This is a genomic window from Kitasatospora sp. NPDC048296 (assembly GCF_043201815.1).
GTDB lineage: Bacteria > Actinomycetota > Actinomycetes > Streptomycetales > Streptomycetaceae > Kitasatospora.
The window spans coordinates 41338-61826 of record NZ_JBICZB010000049.1; the positions used below are offsets into that span (position 1 = coordinate 41338).

At 71.2% G+C, this 20489-nt stretch carries 23 protein-coding genes and 1 pseudogene; 7 read left to right on the plus strand and 17 right to left on the minus strand.

Going from position 1 to position 20489, the window contains the following annotated elements:
• Positions 1 to 204: 204 nt before the first annotated feature.
• Positions 205 to 1293 carry a hypothetical protein gene (locus tag ACGF12_RS25685; protein WP_393034531.1) on the plus strand — a complete coding sequence of 363 codons (1089 nt, stop codon included), beginning with the start codon at positions 205 to 207 and terminating at the stop codon, positions 1291 to 1293.
• A 133-nt stretch (positions 1294 to 1426) separates the two neighbouring features.
• Here the strand turns inward: ACGF12_RS25685 and ACGF12_RS25690 are convergent, their stop codons facing one another.
• Complete coding sequence (locus ACGF12_RS25690) at positions 1427 to 2809, minus strand: glycine--tRNA ligase (RefSeq protein WP_393034534.1); 1383 nt, start codon at positions 2807 to 2809, stop codon at positions 1427 to 1429.
• Positions 2810 to 3000: 191 nt separating this feature from the next.
• On the opposite strand from ACGF12_RS25690, the gene ACGF12_RS25695 reads away from it, so the two are divergent.
• From ACGF12_RS25695 to ACGF12_RS25710, 4 genes are read left to right on the plus strand one after another with little or no spacing between them, the layout of a single operon-like run.
• Positions 3001 to 3978, plus strand: coding sequence for a metal ABC transporter substrate-binding protein (locus ACGF12_RS25695; RefSeq protein ID WP_393034537.1), 978 nt, complete (start codon positions 3001 to 3003; stop codon positions 3976 to 3978).
• 14 nt (positions 3979 to 3992) lie between these two features.
• A complete protein-coding gene (locus ACGF12_RS25700; RefSeq protein ID WP_393034540.1) occupies positions 3993 to 4757 on the plus strand; it encodes a metal ABC transporter ATP-binding protein in 765 nt (254 codons plus the stop codon).
• A complete protein-coding gene (locus tag ACGF12_RS25705) occupies positions 4754 to 5740 on the plus strand; it encodes a metal ABC transporter permease (protein WP_393034543.1) in 987 nt (328 codons plus the stop codon). The genes ACGF12_RS25700 and ACGF12_RS25705 overlap by 4 nt, the downstream gene beginning before the upstream one ends.
• A gap of 35 nt (positions 5741 to 5775) precedes the next feature.
• Positions 5776 to 6186 (plus strand): Fur family transcriptional regulator, encoded by a 411-nt coding sequence (locus ACGF12_RS25710; RefSeq protein ID WP_380613739.1) that lies wholly within the window; start codon positions 5776 to 5778, stop codon positions 6184 to 6186.
• Positions 6187 to 6274: 88 nt separating this feature from the next.
• Here the strand turns inward: ACGF12_RS25710 and ACGF12_RS25715 are convergent, their stop codons facing one another.
• The 4 genes from ACGF12_RS25715 to leuA form a co-directional block, all read right to left on the minus strand.
• Entirely contained in the window at positions 6275 to 7114 is an 840-nt protein-coding gene (locus ACGF12_RS25715; RefSeq protein WP_393034546.1) for an isoprenyl transferase, read from the minus strand.
• A gap of 4 nt (positions 7115 to 7118) precedes the next feature.
• Complete coding sequence (recO, locus tag ACGF12_RS25720) at positions 7119 to 7865, minus strand: DNA repair protein RecO (protein ID WP_393034549.1); 747 nt, start codon at positions 7863 to 7865, stop codon at positions 7119 to 7121.
• Between the two features lie 177 nt (positions 7866 to 8042).
• Entirely contained in the window at positions 8043 to 8714 is a 672-nt protein-coding gene (locus tag ACGF12_RS25725; protein WP_393034552.1) for a TerB family tellurite resistance protein, read from the minus strand.
• A 239-nt stretch (positions 8715 to 8953) separates the two neighbouring features.
• Positions 8954 to 10750 (minus strand): 2-isopropylmalate synthase, encoded by a 1797-nt coding sequence (gene leuA / locus ACGF12_RS25730; protein WP_393034555.1) that lies wholly within the window; start codon positions 10748 to 10750, stop codon positions 8954 to 8956.
• 334 nt (positions 10751 to 11084) lie between these two features.
• On the opposite strand from leuA, the gene ACGF12_RS25735 reads away from it, so the two are divergent.
• On the plus strand, positions 11085 to 12107 hold the full coding sequence (locus ACGF12_RS25735) for a M4 family metallopeptidase (RefSeq protein ID WP_393034558.1): 1023 nt from the start codon (positions 11085 to 11087) through the stop codon (positions 12105 to 12107).
• A 135-nt stretch (positions 12108 to 12242) separates the two neighbouring features.
• Positions 12243 to 12509, plus strand: coding sequence for a protealysin inhibitor emfourin (locus tag ACGF12_RS25740; protein ID WP_380613745.1), 267 nt, complete (start codon positions 12243 to 12245; stop codon positions 12507 to 12509).
• A gap of 24 nt (positions 12510 to 12533) precedes the next feature.
• On the opposite strand, the pseudogene ACGF12_RS25745 reads toward ACGF12_RS25740, so the two are convergent.
• The 12 genes and pseudogenes from ACGF12_RS25745 to ACGF12_RS25800 form a co-directional block, all read right to left on the minus strand.
• Positions 12534 to 12617: pseudogene (locus ACGF12_RS25745) on the minus strand (alpha/beta hydrolase); the annotation flags it as partial.
• A gap of 112 nt (positions 12618 to 12729) precedes the next feature.
• Positions 12730 to 13659 (minus strand): GTPase Era, encoded by a 930-nt coding sequence (era, locus tag ACGF12_RS25750; RefSeq protein ID WP_380613746.1) that lies wholly within the window; start codon positions 13657 to 13659, stop codon positions 12730 to 12732.
• A gap of 60 nt (positions 13660 to 13719) precedes the next feature.
• Entirely contained in the window at positions 13720 to 13902 is a 183-nt protein-coding gene (locus ACGF12_RS25755; RefSeq protein WP_393034562.1) for a hypothetical protein, read from the minus strand.
• A 66-nt stretch (positions 13903 to 13968) separates the two neighbouring features.
• Positions 13969 to 14322: a cytidine deaminase gene (locus tag ACGF12_RS25760; RefSeq protein ID WP_393034565.1), complete on the minus strand. Its 354-nt coding sequence runs from the start codon at positions 14320 to 14322 to the stop codon at positions 13969 to 13971.
• Between the two features lie 42 nt (positions 14323 to 14364).
• A complete protein-coding gene (locus ACGF12_RS25765; protein ID WP_393034567.1) occupies positions 14365 to 14913 on the minus strand; it encodes a DUF4383 domain-containing protein in 549 nt (182 codons plus the stop codon).
• A gap of 39 nt (positions 14914 to 14952) precedes the next feature.
• Complete coding sequence (locus tag ACGF12_RS25770) at positions 14953 to 15189, minus strand: hypothetical protein (protein WP_224279450.1); 237 nt, start codon at positions 15187 to 15189, stop codon at positions 14953 to 14955.
• Between the two features lie 33 nt (positions 15190 to 15222).
• Positions 15223 to 16548: a hemolysin family protein gene (locus tag ACGF12_RS25775; RefSeq protein WP_393034571.1), complete on the minus strand. Its 1326-nt coding sequence runs from the start codon at positions 16546 to 16548 to the stop codon at positions 15223 to 15225.
• A gap of 19 nt (positions 16549 to 16567) precedes the next feature.
• Entirely contained in the window at positions 16568 to 17062 is a 495-nt protein-coding gene (gene ybeY, locus ACGF12_RS25780) for an rRNA maturation RNase YbeY (protein WP_393034574.1), read from the minus strand.
• Between the two features lie 14 nt (positions 17063 to 17076).
• Positions 17077 to 18108, minus strand: a complete 1032-nt coding sequence (locus tag ACGF12_RS25785; protein WP_393034586.1) for a PhoH family protein — start codon at positions 18106 to 18108, stop codon at positions 17077 to 17079.
• A gap of 280 nt (positions 18109 to 18388) precedes the next feature.
• On the minus strand, positions 18389 to 19312 hold the full coding sequence (locus ACGF12_RS25790; RefSeq protein WP_387624293.1) for a ribonuclease Z: 924 nt from the start codon (positions 19310 to 19312) through the stop codon (positions 18389 to 18391).
• Positions 19313 to 19317: 5 nt separating this feature from the next.
• The gene (locus ACGF12_RS25795; protein ID WP_393034577.1) at positions 19318 to 19671 is read right to left on the minus strand and encodes a histidine triad nucleotide-binding protein; all 354 of its coding nucleotides are present in this window, start codon (positions 19669 to 19671) and stop codon (positions 19318 to 19320) included.
• Positions 19672 to 19727: 56 nt separating this feature from the next.
• A complete protein-coding gene (locus ACGF12_RS25800) occupies positions 19728 to 20360 on the minus strand; it encodes an RDD family protein (RefSeq protein WP_393034580.1) in 633 nt (210 codons plus the stop codon).
• Positions 20361 to 20489: the final 129 nt, after the last annotated feature.

Consider the following 20489-nt stretch of genomic DNA (forward strand, 5'->3'; position numbering starts at 1 on the left):
GCTGGACGGGACGGCGGTGGTCCCGACCGCCACCGCCCTGCTGCGGAGCGCGACCGGCGCACGTCTCACAACGACCGCCCTCTGCGCGCTCCTTGACACCACTCGGACACGACTGGTCGTGCGCTCTTAACTCCCCCGCCACATAGCGACGCCAGGATGTCCCGCAGTCAGGGTCTGGATGGACAGGTTGGGGCGATCATGCGCATGCGGTCGACGGAAGAATCCGCAGGCCAGCCGCTGGAGGGTGAGCAACAGGCCGCCGAACTCCGCGCGGAACTGGACGAGTTACTCCGCGCCAGCCGCTACGCGAGCCAGCGCGAACGGCGGCTGAACGAGGCGATACGCGCGACCCCGGGCCGCCACCGCCCGGACGGGGACCTGCTGCGGCAACTCGCCCAGGTTCGCACCCTGCGCGAGGGCCTGGGCGCCCGCTGCCTCCAACTCAGCGACCAGCTGGAGGAATTGGAGCTCCGTCTCAGACAACGGCAGCATTCCCAGGAGGAACCGGAGCCCCAGCCGAGGCCGGCCCCACCACCGCCTCCACCGCCCACCCGGCCCGACCTCGGCGGCATCACCGAGCGGATCACCACCCTCCACCGCACCGGCGCCTCCCCCGAGGCCGAGGAACTGCTGAACCAGGCCGCCGCCCGCCTCACCCCCGCCGACGCCGCCCTGCTGGTCGGCATGCTCTCCCAGCGCGGCCCGACCGGCGCCTCGCTCCACCTCGCCCGGACGGCCGCCCGGGGCGCCCCCGACCACGCCGTCGCCGTGCTGGCCGAGCTGCGCGAACTGGGGCTGGCGGAGGAGGCCGCCGAACTGTTCCACGCCTTCTGGGCCTACCCGGCGGCCGCCGTCCCCGGCCTCCTCGCCGCACTGGAGCGGGCCGGGCAACAGGCCGACGCCGCGACCCTGCTCTGGGAGTGGGGCTCCGCCCCGACCTCCGAGCTGACCTCCCTCGCCGCCTGCCTCCAGCAGCACGACCGCCCCGCCGACGTCCGCACCCTGCTGCGTCAGGCCGCCGGCCGCCCCACCGCCGACCTCGCAGCCCTCGCCGCCGAGCTGCCCCCCGCGCTCGCCACCCTCCTGCTGAACGAGCTGGCCGCCCTGCGCCCACCCGTCGAACTGGTCCGCCTGGCCGCGGACCTGGACGGCACCCCGGACCTCTACGGCCGGCTGCTGGCCGCCCTGCTGGCCGACGGGACCCGCCACCGCACCACCCTCGCCGCCCTCCGCACCGCCGGACTGCCGACCGCCCCGCCCACCGCCCCGCGCTCCCGCTGGGGTCGGCGGTAGGACGGCGGAAGGACGGCGGTAGGACGGCGGCAAGGGGAGGAGGCCCGCCAGGGGCCGCCGCCGGCCCCGCCGAACAGCAGGGAGCCCCCGCCCGCCCCACCAGGGGCGAACGGGGGCTCCCGAAAAGCCGGACTCAGCAGCCGATGAGGCGCGCGCCCAGGTAGGCCTTCACCTGGTCGAGCGACACGCGCTCCTGCGACATGCTGTCGCGGTCGCGGACGGTCACCGCGTTGTCCTCAAGGGTGTCGAAGTCGACCGTCACGCAGAACGGCGTGCCGATCTCGTCCTGGCGGCGGTAGCGCTTGCCGATCGCGCCGGCGTCGTCGAACTCGACGTTCCAGGCGGTGCGCAGGTCGGCGGCCAGGCCGCGGGCCTTCGGGGAGAGGTCGGCGTTGCGGGACAGCGGCAGGACGGCGACCTTGACCGGGGCCAGGCGCGGGTCGAGCCGCATGCCGACGCGCTTCTCCATGACACCCTTGGCGTTGGGCGCCTCGTCCTCGAAGTAGGCGTCGATCAGGAAGGCCAGCATGGCGCGGTTGAGGCCGGCCGCCGGCTCGATGACGTACGGGAAGTACCGCTCGCCGCTCTCCTGGTCGTAGTACTTGAGGTCCTGGCCGGAGGCCTCGCTGTGCACCCGCAGGTCGTAGTCGGTGCGGTTGGCGACGCCCTCCAGCTCGGAGAACTCGCTGCCACCGAAGTTGAAGCGGTACTCGATGTCCACCGTGCGCTTGGCGTAGTGGGACAGCTTCTCCTTCGGGTGCTCGAAGAGACGCATGTTCTCGGTGCGCAGGCCGAGGTCGACGTACCAGTCCCAGCGCTGCTGGAGCCAGTACTCGTGCCACTGGTCGTCCTCGCCCGGCTTGACGAAGAACTCCATCTCCATCTGCTCGAACTCGCGGGTGCGGAAGATGAAGTTGCCGGGGGTGATCTCGTTGCGGAAGCTCTTGCCGGTCTGGGCGATGCCGAACGGCGGCTTCTTGCGCGAAGTGGTCTGGACGGCCTTGAAGTTGGTGAAGATGCCCTGGGCGGTCTCGGGGCGCAGGAAGGCCAGGCCGCTGGCCTCCTCGGTGACACCGAGGTGGGTCTTCAGCATGCCCGAGAAGTCCTTGGGCTCGGTGAACTGGCCCTTGGTGCCGCAGTCGGGGCAGTTGACGTCCTTGAGGCCGTTCGGCGGCGGGAAGCCGTGCTTGGCCTCGTACTTCTCCTCCAGGTGGTCGGCCCGGTGGCGCTTGTGGCAGGAGAGGCACTCGGTCAGCGGGTCGTTGAAGGTGGCGACGTGGCCGGAGGCCTCCCACACCTCGCGGGCGAGGATGACCGACGAGTCGAGTCCGACGACGTCCTCACGGGCCTGGACCATCGCACGCCACCACTGGCGCTTGATGTTCTCCTTGAGCTCGACACCCAGCGGTCCGTAGTCCCAGGCGGCACGCGTGCCGCCGTAGATCTCGCTGCAGGGGTAGACGAAGCCACGGCGCTTGCTCAGGCTGACGATCGTGTCGATCTTGTCGGCGGCCACAGTGCTCTCTTCAGTACGTACGGCACGGTCAGGGCACGGCTGGTTGCACGTACCCGAATACCTCAGGTTACCGGCCATATGGGTACGGGGTTCAAATCGGTATCGTCCACCACCCCCCACCCATCGCCACCTGACGTTCACCCGTCCGAGTGATTTGACAATCATTTCCAATTGAGATGAGAATGATTGTCATGATGATCGGATTGCCTCGACGCCGGACCCGCACCTCCATGGCCCTCGCCGCCACCGCCCTCACCGCCTCCCTGGTCCTGACGGCCTGCGGCGGCAGCAGCAGCGCCAAGGGCACGGACGGCAAGCTGAACGTCGTCGCGTCCTTCTACCCGATGGAGTTCCTGGCCCAGCAGATCGGCAAGGACCACGTCTCGGTCACCGACCTCACCGCGCCCGGTGTGGAGCCGCACGACCTGGAGCTCACCGCCAAGCAGGTCGCGAGCGTCCAGAAGGCCGACGCGATCATCTACCTCAAGGGCCTGCAGCCCACCGTCGACCAGGCCGTCGACCAGTCCTCCGGCAAGGCCAAGATCGACGCCACCGCCGCCAGCCCGCTGGTCGACCACCACCTCGACGAGGGCACCGAGCAAGGCGGCCAGCAGGCCAAGGGCCCGGCCGGCGACCCGCACATCTGGCTCGACCCGGCCCGCTACGCCGCGATCGCCAAGAGCGTCGGCGACGGGTTCGCCAAGGCCGACCCCTCGCACGCCGAGGACTACAGGAAGAACACCGACGAGCTGCTCACCAAGCTCACGGCCCTGGACCAGGACTTCAAGAACGGGCTGAAGGACGTCAAGACCAAGACCTTCGTCACCAGCCACGCCGCCTTCGGCTACCTCGCCGACCACTACGGCCTCACCCAGGTCGCCATCAACGGCGTCGACCCGGAGTCCGAGCCCACCCCGGCCCGCCTCGCGGAGGTGCAGAAGGCCGCCAAGGACAACGGCGTCACCACGATCTTCTTCGAGACCCTGGTCAGCCCCAAGCTCGCCGACACCGTCGCCAAGGACCTCGGCCTCAAGACCGCCGTCCTGGACCCGCTGGAGGGCGTCAAGGACCCCGCCAAGGACGACTACCTCACCGTCATGAAGCAGAACCTGGCCAACCTCCAGGCCGCCCTCGGCGCCCCCGCCACCACCCCGGCCGCCACCAGCTGACAGGACGCAGCGCCATGACCCACCCGATACCCCCGGCCGTCCGCCTCCGTGACGCCGTCGCCGCCCGCGGCGGCCGGCCGGTGCTGCGCGGCGTCGACCTCACCGTCCAACCCGGCGAGGTCGTCGCCCTGCTCGGCGCCAACGGCTCCGGCAAGTCGACCACCGTCAAGGCCGTGATCGGCTCGGTGCCGCTGGAGCAGGGCACCCTGGAGCTGTTCGGCACCCCGTACGGCTCCTTCCGCGCCTGGCACCGGATCGGATACGTCCCGCAGCGCACCACCGCCGCCTCCGGCGTCCCGGCGACCGTGCGCGAGGTGGTCTCCACCGGGCGGCTGCCGCAGCACCGGCTGCTGCCCTTCCGCCGCAAGGACCGCGAGGCGGTGGACCGCGCGCTGGCCGCCGTCGGCATGCTGGACCGGGCCGGGGACGGCGTGGCCGACCTGTCCGGCGGCCAGCAGCAGCGGGTGCTGATCGCCCGCGCCCTGGTCGGCACCCCCGACCTGCTGATCATGGACGAGCCGATGGCCGGCGTGGACGCCGCCAGCCAGCAGGTGCTGGCCGACACCCTGCGCGCCGAGGTCGCCCGCGGCGCCGCCGTCCTCCTCGTCCTGCACGAACTCGGGCCGCTGGAGCCGCTGATCGACCGCGCCGTGGTGCTGCGGGACGGCTGCGTCGCCCACGACGGCCCGCCCGTGCCCAACACCGGCCTGCACGCCCTGCCCGGCCACGACCACGTCCACCCGCACGCCGACCTCACCCCGCCGAGGCTGCTCGCATGACCGAGATGCTCTCCTACGACTTCATGCAGCGCGCCCTGCTCGCCGCCGTGCTGGTCGGGATCACCGCCCCCGCCGTCGGCATCTACCTGGTGCAGCGCCGCCAGGCCCTGATGGGCGACGGCATGGGCCACGTCGCGATGACCGGCGTCGGCCTCGGCTTCATCTTCCAGACCAGCCCGGTCTGGATGGCCGTGCTGGTCTGCGTGCTCGGCGCGGTCACCATGGAGCTGGTCCGCTCGCGCGGCAACCAGCGCGGCGACATCGCCCTCGCGATGCTCTTCTACGGCGGCATGGCCTGCGGCAAGCTGCTCGTCTCGCTCTCCGCCCAGGCCGGGGCCGGCTCGCTGGAGAGCTACCTGTGGGGCTCGATCCTCACCGTCGCCCCCGAGGACCTGGCCGCCATCGCGGTGCTCGGCGCGGTGGTCATCGCGGTCACCGTCGGCCTGCGCCGCCAGCTCTTCGCGATCTGCCAGGACGAGGACTTCGCCCGGGTCACCGGCCTGCCGGTGCGCACCCTCAACCTGCTGCTCGCGGTGATGGCCGCGGTCACCGTCACGGTCGCCATGCGGGTGGTCGGGCTGCTGCTGGTCAGCGCGCTGATGGTGGTCCCGGTGGTCGCCGCCCAGCAGCTCACCCGTTCCTTCGCCGCCACCCAGGCCGCCGCCATCGCACTCGGCGTGGTGGTCTCGCTGGCCGGCGTCACCGGCTCCTACCACCTCAACGTGCCCTCCGGCCCGGCCATCGTGCTGCTCGCCATCGCGGTCTTCGCGGTGTTCAGCGTGATCGCCGCGCCGCTCGCCCGGCGCCGCCACCGCCGGCGCGGCGAGGCCGACCGGGGGCCGACGGTCTGCGACGTCGCCATCCCGGAGCGGATCCCCGGCCGGGTCCCGGACGGAATCCCTGACCAAATCCCCGGCCAAATCCCGGGAAAGACTTCCTCCGACACGGGCACTCCGGAGCGGCGGGCCGGACTGGCACAATGAGGTGCGAGACGCCCACGACCCCAGGAGGACCCACGGTGACCACCGCAGGCCCGTCGCCGCGCGCCCGATCGACCCGGCAGCGTGCCGCCGTCTCGGCTGCCCTGGACGAGATCGCGGACTTCCGCAGCGCGCAGGAGCTCCACGACCTGCTCAAGCACCGCGGGGACTCCGTCGGTCTGACCACGGTCTACCGCACGCTCCAGTCGCTCGCCGACGCCGGTGAGGTGGACGTGCTGCGCACCGCCGACGGCGAGGCCGTCTACCGTCGGTGCAGCAGCGGGCACCACCACCACCTGGTCTGCCGGCACTGCGGCGCCACCGTCGAGGTGGAGGGCCCCGCGGTGGAGCGCTGGGCCAACTCGGTCGCCGCCGAGCACGGGTTCAGCGACATCGCGCACACCCTGGAGATCTTCGGCACCTGCGCGGAGTGCGCGAAGAAGGACTAGCGGCAGCCGTACAGGGGCAGCCCGTACGGACAACGGCGAAGGGCCCGCGGGAGCGATCCCGCGGGCCCTTCGCCGTACACCGGCACGGTCAGCGCTGCGAGGGCACCCCCGACTGCCCGGCGACCTCGTTCGGGATCGCCCCGCCGAAGCGGCGGTCGCGCATCGCGAACTGCTCGCAGGCGCGCCACAGGTCGCGGCGGTCGAAGTCCGGCCAGAGCACGTCCTGGAACACGAACTCGGCGTAAGCGGACTGCCAGAGCAGGAAGTTGGAGGTGCGCTGCTCACCGCTGGGACGCAGGAACAGGTCCACGTCCGGCATGTCCGGGTGGTACATGTACCTGGCGAGGGTCTTCTCGTTGACCTTCTTCGGGTCCAGCTTCCCGGCCGCGACGTCCTGCGCGATCGCCTGCGCCGCGTCCGCGAGCTCGGCCCGGCCACCGTAGTTGACGCACATGTAGAGCGTCACGGCGTCGTTGCCCTTGGTCTGCTCCTCGGCGACCTGCAGCTCCTGCACGACGCTCTTCCACAGCTTGGGCATCCGGCCGGCCCAGCGGATCCGCACGCCCATCGCGTCCATCTCGTCGCGGCGGCGGCGGATGACGTCCCGGTTGAAGTTCATCAGGAACTTCACCTCGTCGGGCGAGCGCTTCCAGTTCTCGGTGGAGAACGCGTACAGCGAGATGTTCTTGACGCCGAGCTCGATCGCGCCCTTGAGGACGTCCAGCACGACCGACTCGCCGATCTTGTGGCCCTCGGTGCGGGGCAGCCCGCGCTCCTTGGCCCAACGGCCGTTGCCGTCCATCACGATGGCGACGTGGTTCGGGACCAGCTCGCCGGGGAGCTTCGGGGGCTGTGCGCCGCTGGGGTGCGGGGTCGGGGGAACGTAGTCCCGCTGCTTGCCGCCGCCGAAGAGCCGTCGCGCTGCCATGTGCTCACTTCTCCACGTATCTCATCGAGCGGATGCCCCGCTCCAGGTGCCACTGCAGATAGGCCGCGACCAGGCCGCTGCCCTCCCGCCAGTACCGCGGCTCGCAGGCGTCGGCCGTCTGCCAGTCCCCTGACAACAGTGCCCCGAGCAGTACCAGTGTCTCAGGGGAGGGTACGGCACATCCGGGCACTCGGCAGTCCGGGCAGAGCACCCCGCCCGCCTGGAGCGAGAAGAAACGGTTCGGCCCCTCCAGGCCGCACTTGGCGCAGTCCGTGAAGCTCGCGCCGTACCCGTTGACCGCGAGCGAGCGCAGCAGGAAGGCGTCCATCACCAGGTGCGACTCGTGCAGCCCGGCCGCCAGCGTGCGCAGCCCGCCCACCAGCAGCAGGTACTGCTGCACCGCCGGCTCGCCCTCGTTCTCGGCGAAGCGCTCGGCCGTCTCCAGCATCGCCGTGCCGGCGGTGTAGCGGCCGTAGTCGGTGACGATCGAACCGCCGTACGGGGCGATGGTCTCCACCTGGGTGCACAGCGGCAGCCCGCGCCCGACCAGTTCGCTCCCGCGGCTGAAGAACTGCACGTCCACGTGCGAGAACGGCTCCAGGCGGGCGCCGAACTTGGACTTGGTCTTGCGCACCCCGCGCGCCACCGCCCGCACCTTGCCGTGCTGGCGGGTCAGCAGGGTGATGATCCGATCGGCCTCGCCGAGCTTCTGCGCCCGCAACACGACGCCGTCGTCCCGGAAAAGACTCATGCGGTCCATTCTCCCCCAGCCGCGGGGGCGGCCGGGGCGCCCGGGGCCGGGCAGCCGTGTTGCCCGCACCGGGGCCGTGGGGGAGGACCACTACGGTGCGGGTCACGGCGGGCCCGGAGGGGGGGTCGGGCCCGTTTGTGGGGGATACGGAAGGTCTTCGAAGGGGGCCGGCAGGCCCTACAGGTTCTCGTACGGCGCCCGGGTCGCCGCCTCCAGCAGCTCCGTGACCACGGACTGCGGCAGGTCCAGGCAGCGCCCGACCGCGGCCAGCGCCTCCCGCTCCTGCGGCAGGTAGCGCCCGTCGGCCAGGGCGATCGCGGCGCCCTGCAGCAACAGCCGCTCACGGCCCTGCTGGGCCAGGTGCGGGGCGAGCGGTTCGAGCACCGCGTGCAGTTCCACGGCGAGGCCGCCGGCCATCCCGTGGGCGTCGTAGAGTTCGCCGCCGAGCCCGGACAGCGCGGCGAGCGCGGCCAGCACCTGGGCCTCGCCGCAGTCCTCGAACCCGGCCTCGCGCACCGCCGCGCAGGCGGCCTCGCGGGCCGCCCGGTGGGCGGTGCCGCCGGCCGCGAGCAGGGCCAGCGCGACGGTGTACTGGCCGTCCCGCAGCATCCCGCCGAGGCGCACGCTGGTGGGCTGCTCCAGGGCCTCGACACCGTACCGACCGTGGCAGCTGGTGCACTGCACGCTGCCGATCACCGGCCCGAGCGGGACCACCGGGGCCCCCAGCAGCCGCAGCCACCGCCGACCGTGCTGCCGACGGTAGTTGCGGTCCCCGCCGCAGCCCGGACAGAAGAAGTCACCGAGAACGTCGGTCCGCCACCGCGGGCGAACACCCCACAACCTGGTCACGGCGCCACTCCCCAGACATGGCAGGCGGCCTGCACAACTATGGGCAGGTCACGCGACCGGACACCGCGGCCGTCCCACCGACCCGGCTTTCCGGTGGATCGATGTTGCCATGGTTACCGGCACGTGTCAGTACCTCGAACGGCTTCCGGTCCGAAAAAATGTGGCGCAGGACACAACGGGCGACTCGAACGGCGAAGGGCCGCCCCGCGGGACGGCCCTTCGCATACCACCCGTACGAATTAACCACGCCGCGAGCGGTTGACAGCGCTGATCATCGCCTTCAGCGAGGCCAGCACGGTGTTGCCGTCGATGCCCACGCCCCACAGCACCTTGCCGTCCACCGCGCACTCCACGTACGCGGCCGCCTGGGCGTCGCCGCCCTCGCTCAGCGCGTGCTCGGCGTAGTCCAGCACGCGTACGTCCACGCCGATCCGGGCCAGCGCGTCCGCGAAGGCCGAGACCGGGCCGTTGCCGGTGCCGTTCAGGGTCACCGGCGCGCCGTCCACCACGGCCTCGGCGGTCAGCGCGTCCCGGCCGTCCTCGGTGGTCAGGGTGCGCGAGCCGGCCAGCGACAGCCGGCCCCACGGGTTGGCCGGGGTCGGCAGGTACTCGTCCTCGAAGACCCGCCAGATCTCGGCCGGCGTGACCTCGCCGCCCTCGGCGTCGGTCTTGGCCTGGATGATCCGGGAGAACTCGATCTGCATCCGGCGCGGCAGGTCCAGCTTGTGGTCGTTCTTCAGGACGTACGCCACACCGCCCTTGCCGGACTGGCTGTTGACCCGGATGACCGCCTCGTAGGTGCGGCCGACGTCCTTCGGGTCGATCGGCAGGTACGGCACGCCCCAGGTGTGCTCCTCCACCGGCACCCCGGCCGCCCTGGCGTCCGCCTCCAGGGCGTCGAAGCCCTTCTTGATGGCGTCCTGGTGCGAGCCGGAGAAGGAGGTGTACACCAGGTCGCCGGCGTACGGGTGGCGCGGGTGCACCTCCATCTGGTTGCAGTACTCGGCGGTGCGGCGCACCTCGTCGATGTCGGAGAAGTCGATCTGCGGGTCGATGCCCTGCGAGAACAGGTTCATCCCCAGCGTCACCAGGTCGACGTTGCCGGTCCGCTCGCCCTGCCCGAACAGACAGCCCTCGATCCGGTCCGCACCCGCCATGTAGGCCAGCTCGGCGGAGGCGACGGCGGTACCCCGGTCGTTGTGCGGGTGCACCGACAGACAGACGAACTCGCGGCGGGACAGGTTGCGCGACATCCACTCGAACTGGTCGGCCTGCACGTTCGGGGTGGCCCGCTCGATGGTGGCCGGCAGGTTCAGGATGATCTCGCGGCCCTCGCCCGGCTGCCAGACGTCCATCACCGCCTCGCAGACCTCCAACGCGAAGTCCAGCTCGGTGTCCACGAAGATCTCCGGCGAGTACTGGTAGCCGAAGACGGTGTCGTCGCCCAGCAGCTTCTCCGCGTACTCCATCACCAGCCGGGTGCCGTCGACGGCGATCGCCTTGGTGGCCGCCCTGTCGTTGCGGAACACCACCCGGCGGAACAGCGGCGCGGTCGCGTTGTACAGGTGGACGGTCGCCCGCGGGGCGCCGACCAGCGACTCCACGGTCTTCTCGATCAGCTCCTCGCGGGCCTGGGTCAGCACCGAGATGGTGACGTCCTCCGGGATCGCCCCCTCCTCGATCAGCGACCGCACGAAGGCGTGGTCGGTGGCGCCGGAGGACGGGAAGCCGACCTCGATCTCCTTGTAGCCCATCCGCACCAGCAGGTCGAACATCTTGCGCTTGCGGGCCGGGGACATCGGGTCGATCAGCGCCTGGTTGCCGTCCCGCAGGTCGGTGGAGAGCCAGCGCGGCGCCTTGGTGATCACCTTGCTCGGCCAGCTGCGGTCCGCCAGGTCGACGGTACCGAACGGCAGGTAACGCCCGTGGCGCATGCCCGAGGGCCGCTGGCGCACGGAGGCGGCGGTGATCGGCGTGGGCCGGTCGACGAAGGCGGGAGCGGCGGGGACGGACGCGGCGGAGCTCTGCTCGGTCATGGAGGTGACTCTCGGCTTCCTGTGGATGCGTGGTGCGGGGCGGGTCGGGAGGGATCAACACCGACTGGCCGGCCTCGGCTGCCGCTCGCGATTCGTCATCGGATCGCCGTTTCCGCGCACAGCTCGTTCCCCGCGGCGAGGGAGCCGGCCCCTGTGGACTACAGGCCCTCGACGCGGCAGCTAAGAAGAAGCAGCCCGTTGCGCATGATGCCCCAGCGTAACCCAGGGCCGCGCGCCCCCGAAGTGATCCGGGCTTCCGTTCCACTCCTTGAGACGCCGATCGGTCATGTCAAGGGTGGTGACAACCGGTCATCGAGGCCTCACTCTGGGCCACATGACCGCATCGGTACCGATCTGCGCGATCGTCCCGCCGTACGTCCTGGACCGCCTCGCCGAGGCCGGTCACGAGCCCGCCGTCCGCTCCCTCGCCCTCGACACCGCGCACCGCGCGGCCCGCCTGAGCCCTCCCCCGCCGGTCGCCGCCGACCCGGGCCTCGACCGGGTGATCGCCGACTCCGGCCACAGCCAGCGGCTGCCCGGCCGCACCGTGCGCACCGAGGGCCAGGCCCCGGTCACCGACACCTCCGTCGACCACGCCTACGACGGCCTCGGCGACACCTTCGCCCTGTACTCCGACGTCTTCGGCCGCGACTCGATCGACGGCCAGGGGCTGCGCCTGGACGCCAGCGTGCACTACGGCCAGAACTACGACAACGCCTTCTGGAACGGCCAGCGGATGGTCTTCGGCGACGGCGACGGCGAGATCTTCGGCGACTTCACCGCCTGCGTCGACGTCATCGGCCACGAACTCACCCACGGTGTCACCCAGTTCACCGCCGGCCTGGAGTACCAGGACCAGCCCGGCGCGCTGAACGAGTCGGTCTCCGACGTCTTCGGCTCGCTGGTCAAGCAGTACGCGCTGCGCCAGAACGCCGCCGACGCCGACTGGTTGATCGGCGCCGGGCTGCTCGCCCCCGGCATCCAGGGCGTGGCGCTGCGCTCGATGAAGGCGCCCGGCACCGCCTACGACGACCCCCGGCTCGGCAAGGACCCGCAGCCCGCGCACATGCGGGACTACGTGCAGACCTCGGAGGACAACGGCGGGGTGCACATCAACTCCGGCATCCCCAACCACGCGTTCTACCTGCTGGCCACCGCGCTCGGCGGCCAGGCCTGGGACCGCGCCGGACGGATCTGGTACGACGCGCTGACCGGCCGCCGACTGCCCACCGACGCCGACTTCACCGCCTTCGCCCGGGCCACCGTGGCCGCCGCCAAGGCCCGCTACCCCGACCAGTCCTCGATCGCGGACACCGTCACGGCGGCCTGGGCGCAGGTGGGGGTCAGCGCGGGCTGACCGACGGCCGAGACGGGCCCTGGGCTCGTCCGGTGGGTTTTGTCGGATCAGGCAAGGACCCGCCGACCGGGCCCCGAAGGTCACGGTCCGGGAAAAGTGCCGCAAAAGCCTTCCCTGCGTAGCACCATGGACACCATGCGCATCCAGGTGACCCGGACCGGCGGCCTCGCCGGAATCGTCCGCCACGCGGAGCTCGACACCGCCGAGCGCGTGGACGCCCCGCACGTCCACGCACTCGCCCGCGAGGCCGTCGCGGGCGGCCTGCGCGCCCCCTCGTACGGGGTGCCGGACGGCTTCCACTACGAGATCACCGTCGACAGCCGGACGGTGTACTGCGCCGACCCCAAGCTCACCGACTCACAGCGCGAGCTGGTGTCGCTGGTGCTGCGCGAGGGGGCGTAGCACCGGCGGCAGGGCCGCTCAGAGCCAGCTGCGGTGGTCGGACGTCATGCCGTGCACCAGCACGGCCGTCCGGTCCCCGCCGCCCCACTCGTGGGTGTGCAACTTCATTGCGCCGTCCCCCTTCTGACGCTTCGTATCGGACCGACAACGGCGAAGGCCCGCCCGGACGCACAACGTCCGGACGGGCCTTCGATCTTCCCGTTCGCGCCGAACTCCCCTGTCAGAAGCCGAGCTTGCGCAGCTGCTTGGGGTCGCGCTGCCAGTCCTTGGCCACCTTGACGTGCAGGTCCAGGTAGACCGGCGTGCCGAGCAGCGCCTCGATGTGCTTGCGGGCGGTGCTGCCGACGTGCTTGAGCCGGGAGCCCTTGGCGCCGATCACGATCGCCTTCTGGCTCTGCCGCTCGATGTAGACGTTGGCGTGGATGTCCAGCAGCGGGCGGTCCGCCGGGCGGCCCTCGCGCGGCAGCATCTCCTCGACCACGACGGCCAGCGAGTGCGGCAGTTCGTCCCGCACGCCCTCCAGGGCGGCCTCGCGGATCAGCTCGGCGACCATGATCTGCTCGGGCTCGTCGGTGAGGTCGCCCTCCGGGTAGAGCTGGTCGCCCTCCGGCAGCAGCTTGGTGAGCAGGTCGGCGGCCAGCTCGACCTGCTTGTCGCCGACCGCGGAGACCGGGATGATCTCGGCCCACTCGAAGCCCAGCTCGATGCCGAGCTGGTGGACCGCGATGAGCTGCTCGGCCAGGCGCTTGGAGTCGACCAGGTCGGTCTTGGTGACGATGGCGACCTTCGGGGTCTTCTTGATCCCGGCGATCTCCTTGGCGATGAACTTGTCGCCGGGGCCGATCTTCTGGTCGGCGGGCAGGCAGAAGCCGATCACGTCGACCTCGGCCCAGGTGGTGCGGACCAGGTCGTTGAGGCGTTCGCCGAGCAGGGTGCGCGGCTTGTGCAGACCGGGGGTGTCGACCAGCACGAGCTGGGCGTCCGGGCGGTGCACGATGCCGCGCACGGTGTGCCGGGTGGTCTGCGGGCGGTCGGAGGTGATCGCGACCTTCGTCCCCACCAGGGCGTTGGTCAGGGTCGACTTGCCCGCGTTGGGGCGGCCGACGAAGCACGCGAACCCGGAGCGGTACGAGGAGGAAGGGGCATTCATGGGCTCCATTCTCCCTGATCACCGGAGCCGCGCCGTCCAGGGCCGGTCCTCACCCCGCGCTCAGCCCTTCTTGTCGCCCCGCCCGATCAGCGAGAACACCACCAGCAGCGCCAGGAAGCCGATCGAGCCCCAGAGCCAGGCCGGCGAGTCGGTCTCCTGCCACTTGCCCATCCCCATCACGAACAGCAGCAGTCCGGCGATGAACGCCAACGCCCCCATGCCCCAGCCCCTCACCGAGTCCACTCCCCCGGTGAGACTATCGGCTGAGCACATGGGGGCAGTGCCCACGGTACGAGCTGCCGAGGGGCCTCAGCGGGCCTCGGCCGACACCCGCAGCGTCCCGTCCGGACCGGCCAGCAGCACCGGCGTCCCGGCCCCGCCCAGGTCCCGTACGGCGGCCAGGTCGGCCTCGGCCGGCTGCTCGGCCTCGCTCACCACGGCGGCCGCCTCCAGCGACTTCGCGCCGCTGGCCACCGCCATCGCCACCGCCGTCTGCAAGGCGCTCAGCTTCAGCGACTCCAGCGCGACCGTCCCGGCCACGTAGGTGCGGCCGGTCTCGTCACGCACCGCGGCCCCCTCGGCCACGCCGTTGCGGGCGCGGGCCGAGCGGGCCAGGGTGATGATCTTCTTGTCTTCGGGGTCGAGCTCGACGATGTCACTCATGCCGCCGAGCATAGGCCGCCCGCTCGCGGGCGAGTCACCTCATCAGTGGCCGACCGGGTGGGTCCGCCCCGGGTTGGGGTTCATGATCTTGACGAAGGTCTTCGGCCCGGAGGGCTGCGGCTCCTCGCGTTCGATCCGCTTGCGCCAGAACGGGTTGTCGTGCGGCAGGTGACTGCTCACCCGGCCGTACATCCCGAAGGTGGTCACGACGACCCCGAAGATGAACGCGAACAGCACGTTCGACAGCCGGAAGTTGAGGATGTTCGCCTCCGGCCGTCCGAGCACCGTCAGTCCGTAGAAGCCGGACAGGACGAACAGCAGACCGACCACCATGTTGAGGTTGGACGCGAAGTTCCCGCCGATGATCGCGCCGACCACGAGGATCGCGCCCGCCACGATGGACAGGATGCTCAGCGCGCCATTGGTCGACAGTCCGGCGATCCGGTCGCCGTGGGTGTCCAGGAAGCCTGGGTGGTGAGCCAGCCCCAGGGCCCCGAACACGATCAGGAAGATCCCCCCGAGTGCCGCCCCGACCCGCCACACCATGGCGAGCCGACGGTCGACGGTCGGCAGTTCGTCTTGCAGCTTCATGGCGACCTCCAGAGCTCGCCGAGAGCCGAGTGGCTCGGCCTAGCTGTAGGGATGGCTCCCCTGCATGTGCGGTGTCTCGTGCATGTAGAGCGAACCGCACTGCTGGCAACAGCGCAGCCCGGTACCCCAGTCCTGTTCCGGCCGCGTCTCCGCGTCGTCGGGCATGGTGCGGCCGCAGAGCGCCGTCGACAGGTCCTCGTCCCGCACCACGTGCCAGGACTTGACCCCGCCGGCGGCCCCCTGCGGGCCGTACTCCGCCCGGAGTTTGTGCGTCATGCCCTCCATGGTCGCTCGGCGGCCCCCGACCCGCTACTCGCCCGCGGCGTCCTCGGCCCCGGCCGTCCCGCGCACGGGCGAGGCGACCATCGAGCCGATCCGGTTGCGCCGGCCCGCCGAGGACTCGGCGGTCAGCAGGATCCCGGTCAGCCCGGTCTCCTCCGGCTCGGGCAGCGGGATCTCGCAGGAGGAACCGGGGATCGGCACCCGGCCGAGGTGCTTGGCCAGCAGACCGCCGACGGTCTCGACGTCCTCGTCCTCCAGCTCGATGCCGAACAACTCGCCCAGGTCCTCCACCAGCAGGCGGGCGGTGATCCGGTACGAGCCGTCGCCGAGGTCCTCGATCGGCGCGATCTCCCGGTCGTACTCGTCGGTGATCTCGCCGACGATCTCCTCCAGGATGTCCTCGATGGTGACCAGGCCGGCCGTGCCGCCGTACTCGTCGATCACGATCGCGACGTGCGAGCGGCGCTGCTGCATCTCGCGCAGCAGGTCGCCGGCCGGCTTGGAGTCCGGCACGAAGACGGCCGGGCGCATCACCGCGCCGACCTCCTCGGCCTCCGCCTCGCGGTTGATGTGGGTGCGGCGCACCAGGTCCTTGAGGTAGACGATGCCGACCACGTCGTCCTCGTTGTCGCCGACCACCGGGATCCGCGAGAAGCCCGAGCGCAGCGCCAGGGTGAGCGCCTGTCGGACGGTCTTGTGCCGCTCGATCATCACCAGGTCGGTGCGCGGCACCATCACCTCACGCACGATGGTGTCGCCCAGCTCGAAGACCGAGTGCACCATCCGGCGCTCCTCGTCCTCGATCAGGTCGTCCTTCTCGGCGAGGTCGACCAGGGCCCGCAGCTCCGCCTCGGAGGCGAACGGGCCCTCCCGGTAACCCTTGCCCGGGGTCAGCGCGTTGCCGAGCAGGATCAGCAGCCGCGGGATCGGGCCGAGCACCGCGGCCAGCGGCAGCAGTACGAAGGAGGCCGCGGTCGTGGTGGAGATCGGGTGCTGGCGCCCGATCGTGCGCGGCGAGACGCCCACCGCGACGAAGGACACCAGCACCATCACGCCGAAGGCCAGCAGCACGGCCTGCCAGGTCGGGTGGAGGTTGCGCACGCACACCGCGGTGACCAGGACGGCCGCCGCCATCTCGCTGGCCACCCGGATCAGGGTCGCCAGGTTGAGGTAGCGGATCGGGTCGGAGGCGACGGTCAGCAGCCGCGCGGAGCCGCGCCGCCCGTTCCGCACCGCCTCCTCCGCCCGGAACCGGGAGACCCGGGAGATGCCCGCCTCGGCGCACGCGGCCAACCAGCCGAGCACGACCAGCGCCACGGCGCCGAGGATGAAGCTCGTACTCTCACCACTCACAGGGGTTCGGGCTCCGCGCTCAGTGGGTGGTGGGGGCCGGCGAGATGCCGCCGAGACCGCGGCCCGCCCGCCAGTCGTCCAGGATGCGCTTCTGGAGGGCGAACATCTCCTCCTCTTCCTCCGTCTCCTCGTGGTCGTAGCCGAGGACGTGCAGCACCCCGTGGACGGTGAGCAGCTGCAGCTCCTCGTCCATCGAGTGCTTGGAGGGGGCCGCCTTGCCCTGCTGCTCGGCGACCTCGGGGCAGAGCACGATGTCGCCGAGCAGGCCCTGCGGCAGCTCCTCGCCCTCCTTGCCGGGACGCAGCTCGTCCATCGGGAACGACATCACGTCGGTCGGACCGGGCAGGTCCATCCACTGGATGTGCAGCTCCTCCATCGCCGCACCGTCCACCAGGATCACGGACAGTTCGGACTGCGGGTGGATCCGCATCTTGTCCAGGGCGAAGCGGGCGACGTCGAGGATGGCTTCCTCATCGGCGTCCCAGCCGGACTCGTTGGCGATGTCGATCGACATGACGGGCTGTGTGCTCAGCTTTCGGTGCGATGGGACTGTCGGGGTGCGCGCGCCGCGGTCGTCTTACCGAGGCGCCGCTGGGCGGGCTTGCGGGCGACCGGGGCGTTGTCCTCGGCCTCCTGCTGGGCGTCCCAGCGCTCGTAGGCGTCCACGATCCGGCCGACCAGCTTGTGGCGGACCACGTCGGTGCTGGTGAGGACGGAGAAGTGGATGTCCGGCACGTCGGCCAGGATCTCCTGGACGACCTTGAGACCGCTACGGGTGCCACTCGGGAGGTCGATCTGGGTGGTGTCGCCGGTGACCACCACCCGGGAGTTGAACCCGAGGCGGGTGAGGAACATCTTGATCTGCTCGGGCGAGGTGTTCTGGGCCTCGTCGAGGATGATGAAGGCGTCGTTGAGGGTCCGGCCGCGCATGTACGCGAGCGGGGCGACCTCGATGGTGCCGGACGCCATCAGGCGTGGGATCGAGTCCGGGTCGATCATGTCGTGCAGCGCGTCGTACAGCGGGCGCAGGTACGGGTCGATCTTCTCGTAGAGGGTGCCGGGCAGGAAGCCCAGCCGCTCGCCCGCCTCGACCGCCGGACGGGTCAGGATGATCCGGTTGACCTCCTTGGCCTGCAGGGCCTGGACGGCCTTGGCCATCGCCAGGTAGGTCTTGCCGGTGCCGGCCGGGCCGAGGCCGAAGGTGATGGTGTGCTTGTCGATCGCGTCGACGTAGCGCTGCTGGTTGAGGGTCTTGGGGCGGATCGTGCGGCCACGGTTGGACAGGATGTTCGCGGTGAACACCTGCGACGGGGCCGGGGAGTCCGGGTCCTGTTCCTGGCTGCGGAGCATGGCGATCGAACGCTCCACGGCGTCCTCCGTCAGGGGCTGGCCGGTGCGCAGCACCAGCATCATCTCGCTGAAGAGCTTCTGCACGAGGGCGACCTCGGCGCGGGCCCCGGTGGCGGTCACCTCGTTGCCGCGGACGTGGATGTCGGCGGCGGGGAAGCCCTGCTCGATCACGCGCAGCAGCGAATCCGCCGTGCCGAGCAGGGTGACCATCGGGTGCTTCTCGGGGATGACGATCCGGGCGCTCACGCGGCCGTCGTCGGCCGGTTCGGGGCGCGACTGTCCGTCGGTACGGGTCTGCGATGTGTCACTCATAGGTCGGCGCTGGGGCCTGCCTCATCCCATCCGTGGTGTCGTGTGCCGCTCGGTCTCTCCGGGGCACCAGGGTACGCCGCGAGCGTGATCGCTGCGGCGGGCGGCGGGGCCGCACCCGCACGATGCTGCGGCAGATCGGGGAACGACGCGACCGCTTTTCCGATGGGCCGCGCACCGTTCACGGGTGGCGGCGGGCCGGAACGGGCACCCGGGCGAGGTCGGCGGCCAGCACCAGCTCCCCGTCGAAGTGCTTGCGGGCGTCGGCCAGGTGCTGGCCGAGGTCCGGGTAGCGCTGGGAGAAGTGGGTCAGCACCAGGGTGCGCACCCCCGCCTCGGCGGCGGCCTTGGCGGCCTGACCGGCGGTGAGGTGGCCGTGGTCCTCGGCGAGGTGGGCGTCGGCGTCGGTGAAGGTGGCCTCGACCACCAGCAGGTCGGCGCCCTCGGCGAGCCGGTACACACCGTCGCAGAGCCGGGTGTCCATCACGAAGGCGAACTTCTGGCCGGGCCTGGGCTCGCTGACCTGGTCCAGGGTGACGGTGCGGCCGTCCACCTCGATCGCGCCCTCGTGCTGCAGCCGGCCCACCGCCGGGCCGAAGACGCCGAGCTCGGCGAGCCGTTCGGGCACCAGGCGGCGGCCGTCCGGCTCGGACAACCGGTAGCCGAAGGACTCCACGGGGTGGTCGAGGCGGATCGCGTCCAGCGCGAAGCGGGCGCCGGGGGCGGGCAGCGGGCCCGGCTCGTCGATCGGCCGGGGCCGCAGCACGGCCGTCTCGTGGTAGGCGGTGGCATGCCGCAGCCGCTCGAAGTAGACCTCGCCGGACGCCGGGAAGTAGACGTCCACCGGGTGCGGGACGCGGTCAAGGTTGATCCGCTGGATCACCCCGGCGAGGCCCAGGCAGTGGTCGCCGTGGAAGTGGGTCACGGCGATCCGGGTGATCTGGGTGGCCGAGACCCCGGCGTGCAGCATCTGCCGCTGGGTGCCCTCGCCGGGGTCGAAGAGCAGGCCCTCGCCGTCCCAGCGGAGCAGGTAGCCGTTGTGGTTGCGGTGCCGGGTGGGCACCTGGCTGGCGGTGCCGAGGACGACGAGTTCGCGCTGGGACACGTAGGTCAGACCATGCTCTCGGTCATGCTCTTGCCGCCCAGCACGTGGACGTGGGCGTGGAAGATCGTCTGCCCGGCGCCCGCACCGGTGTTGAAGATCAGCCGGTAGTCCGCGAGGCCCTCGTCCGTGGCCACCGCGCCCGCCTCGGCGAGCAGTTCGCCGGCGATCTCCGGCTCGGCGGCGGCCAGCGCGGCGGCGTTCGGGTAGTGGACGTGCGGGATGACCAGGACGTGCACGGGGGCCTTGGGGGCGATGTCGCGGAAGGCGAGGGTGCGCTCGGTCTTGCGCACCACGGTCGCCGGGATCTCGCCCGCCACGATCTTGCAGAACAGGCAGTCGGGCTGCGGCTCGCCGGCCATCGGTTTCTCCTCGGGTTCGTCGTGGATCACGGTTTCACGGGCCGTACGGGCGCAGCCTAGCTGAGCCGCGCGACCGCCTGCTGATACTCCCGCAGGTGCTTCCAGCGGACGGTCCGCACCCCGACGATGTCCCCCGCGCCCTCGAACTCCTCGGCCAGCCAAGTGAACAGCAGGAAGACGAAGCCGAGCAGCCAGCGCCGGGTCAGCCGCCAGGTGTCGGGGCGCATGACGTGCTTGGGGCGGATCACCCGCAGCGCCATGACGCCCTTGCCGACGCTGAAGCCGGTGCGGCGGGCGAGCAGCACCTGGTTGACGAAGGAGAGCACCAGGCCGGTGGCCACCAGCGCGACGATCCACGGCACGCTGGCCGGGGCGCCGTTCCTGCCGGGGTTGCCCGCCTGGTCGGCGACGGCGAAGGCGGGGCCGACGGCGACCAGACAGTCGATGAGGATGGCGGGGAAGCGCCGCCAGTTGCTGGTCTCCGGCGGCGCGGGGACCTCATCGGGGGTGTACACCGGCCGGGGCTGGTACCGGAACGGCTGCGGGGCGGGCCGGCCGTGCGGCGGGTACGGGTTCTGGCCGTACGGCTGCGGCTGCTGCGCGTACGGGTTCTGGCCGTAGCCGTACTCCTGCGGCGGCTGCCCGTAGCCGTTCTGCGGGTACTGCGGCGGCGGATAGCCCTGCGCCATGCGCTCCCCCGTGAGCTGTCGATCAAGATCCCGACAACGCCGCTGCGTTATGGCGTGAGTGCGCAGGTCAAGGGGGCTTGAACGAGGCAACGGGACACCTGTAGATCAACGATCGGCGAAGAAAGTCGA